Here is a 2917-nt window from a genome sequence, read left to right as displayed (position 1 = left end):
GCAGGCCCAGGAGGCACGGGTCGCCGCGCAGTCGCAGGAGCAGGCTGCCCTCTCGGAGGCGACCTCCGTGGCCGCCGAGAAGGACTCGCTGATCCGCGAGCTCGCCGACCTCCAGAACGTCTCGGTCTCGCTGGCCGCCCAGCGCCAGTCCGACCTCGAGGCCGCCGCTCAGCAACGTGCGGCCCTGGCCGCGCAGCAGGCCGCCGAGGACGACGCGCCGACCACCGCCCCCGCCGACGACCAGCCGGCCCCGGGATCCGGGGACGCCCCGACCACGGGCACCCCGGCGACCGGTGACCCGACGCCGGATCCGCAGCCCGACCCCGAGCCGAGTGATCCGCCCACCGACGAGCCGACGACGCCGGCCCCGGACCCCGAGCCGGAGCCCGACCCGACGCCTCCGCCGCCCTCCACCTCGGGGGCCCAGCGGGCCATCAACTTCGCCCGTGCCCAGATCGGTGAGCCCTACGTGTGGGCCGCCGCCGGCCCCAACTCGTGGGACTGCTCCGGTCTGACCATGAAGGCCTGGGCCGCCGGCGGGAAGTACCTCCCGCACTACTCGGTGGGGCAGTACAGCACCGCCACGGCGATCAGCTCCTCACAGCTCAAGCCCGGCGACCTGGTCTTCTGGGGCTCCTCGAGCAGCCCGTCGTCGATCTACCACGTGGCGTTGTACGTCGGGAACGGCCAGATGATCCACGCACCGAGAACCGGCCGTGATGTCACGCAGGAGTCGATGTACTACTGGATTCCGCCGAACTTCTTCGCTCGGCCCTGACCGCGAGGGCGTCCTCACGGCCCACCTCACCGGTACGGTGACGCCATGGCCACCGAGACGCCCGAGACCACCGAGACCGCGCCGGACGAGACCGCCGGCTACACCCAACCCGAGATCGACGTCGCCGGTCTGACCCGGTTGCTCGACGGCCGGTACGCCGAGATGCGCGACCTGGTCCGCAAGAACCTGGTCAAGAGCGCCGACGTGCTCGAGCAGGCCGAGACGCTCGACATCCCCGCCTTCAAGGACCTGGTCAAGGACGTCGTGGTCGAGGTCGCCGCGACCGGGCAGACCGCGGTCGCGTTCCCGTCCGAGTACGGCGGCTCCGACGACACAGGTGCCGCCATCGCCGCCTTCGAGACGATGGCCTTCGGCGACCTGTCGGTGCTGATCAAGATGGGTGTCCAGTTCGGGCTCTTCGGCGGGGCGATCCAGCAGCTCGGCACCAAGCACCACCACGACGCCTACCTGACCGCGGTCATCAGCGGAGAGCTGATGGGCTGCTTCGCGATGACCGAGGCCGGTCACGGTTCCAACGTGCAGGCGCTCGGCACCGTGGCGACCTACGACGTCGAGACGCAGGAGTTCGTGATCACGACGCCTCATGACTCCGCCCACAAGGACTACATCGGCAACGCCGGTCGACACGGGGAGCTGGCGGTGGTCTTCGCCCAGCTCGAGATCGGCGGCACGTCCGAGGGTGTGCACGCGTTCGTCGTACCGATCCGGGTCGACGGCGAGCCCGCGCCCGGCGTACGCATCGAGGACTGTGGCCGCAAGATGGGCCTCAACGGCGTCGACAACGGTCGGTTGTGGTTCGACGGGGTCCGGGTGCCCCGCACCGCACTGCTCAACCGGTTTGCCGACGTCACCCCGACCGGTGTCTACGAGTCACCGATCGAGAACCCGAACAAGCGGTTCTTCACCATGCTCGGCACGCTCGTGCTGGGCCGGGTCTGCGTCGGCGGGGCCGGCATCAATGCGTCGAAGGTGGCCCTGGCCATCGCCGTGAAGTACGCCGCACGCCGCCGCCAGTTCGACACCGCGCCGGACCAGCCCGAGCAGCTGCTGCTCGACTACGGGCAGCACCAGCGCCGGCTGTTCCCCCTGCTGGCCCGCACCTATGCGCTCCACTTCGCCCAGGAGGTGCTGGCCAGCCGCTGCCACGACGTGTTCTCCGGGGTCGTGGACGACGAGGCGGACCGTCGCGCGCTCGAGTCGCGTGCCGCCGGCACCAAGGCTCTCGGCACCTGGCACGGCACCCGCACCATCCAGGAGTGCCGTGAGGCCTGCGGTGGCGCCGGCTACATCTCGAAGAACCGGTTCGAGGCGCTCAAGGCCGACACCGACGTCTTCACCACGTTCGAGGGTGACAACCATGTGCTGCTGCAGCTGGTCGCCAAGGGCCTGCTGACCGGCTATGCCAGCGACTTCTCCGACCTCGACCAGCTCGGCATGGTGAAGTTCGTGGCCGGGACGGCCGTGGACACCGTTCTCGAGCGCACCAACGTGCACAAGCTGCTCGAGCGGGTCAAGGACCTCCTGCCCGGAGGAGACGAGTGGGACCAGGAGGCCGGACTGCTCGACCCGAACTTCCAGGAGGCGATGTTCCGGTTCCGCGAGGAGCACATGCTCAGTGGCGTCGCGCGTCGCCTCAAGCGGGGCGTGGACGAGGGGATGGACGCCGGCGAGGTCTTCTCGCGCGTGCAGGACCACGTGATCGCCACCGCCCGCGCCCACGTCGAACGACTCGTTCTCGACGCGTTCGTCGAGAAGGTGGTCGAGATGCCCGCCGGCGACAACAAGGTGGCGATGGGGCTGATGGTCGACCTCTACGCGCTGACCACGATCGAGGCCGACCGTGCCTGGTTCATGGAGCACGGCCGGCTCACCACGCAGCGGTCGAAGGCGATCAGCCGTGAGATCAACGCCCTGTGCCGCAAGGTGCGTCCGGTGGCCGTCGATCTCGTCGACGCGTTCGGGATCCCTCCCGAGGTGATGCGCGCCGAGGAGCTGCTCACCTGGGGCGACTGACGCTCGCGGGGTGGTGCCCGTACGAAACTGGTGGTGCCCGTACGAAACTGCCCGATTGACGTGAAGCTTCACGTCAATCGGGCAGTTTCACAGGCGGGCCTGGGC

General features: G+C 69.5%; 2 protein-coding genes. Both read left to right on the top strand.

Annotation, left to right across the window (positions count from 1 at the left end):
- The coding region (locus NJ4_RS24740; protein ID WP_169799332.1) for a C40 family peptidase at positions 1–778 on the top strand (778 nt) is incomplete at its 5' end.
- Positions 779–823: 45 nt separating this feature from the next.
- Positions 824–2812: an acyl-CoA dehydrogenase family protein gene (locus NJ4_RS24735; RefSeq protein WP_067442078.1), complete on the top strand. Its 1989-nt coding sequence runs from the start codon at positions 824–826 to the stop codon at positions 2810–2812.
- Positions 2813–2917 lie beyond the last annotated feature (105 nt).

It is taken from the genome of Nocardioides jensenii JCM 1364 = NBRC 14755, assembly GCF_001552535.1.
In the GTDB taxonomy this organism is placed as follows: domain Bacteria; phylum Actinomycetota; class Actinomycetes; order Propionibacteriales; family Nocardioidaceae; genus Nocardioides; species Nocardioides jensenii.
Note: the sequence above shows the minus strand (reverse complement) of the source record. Positions and strands in the feature narration are given on the sequence as shown.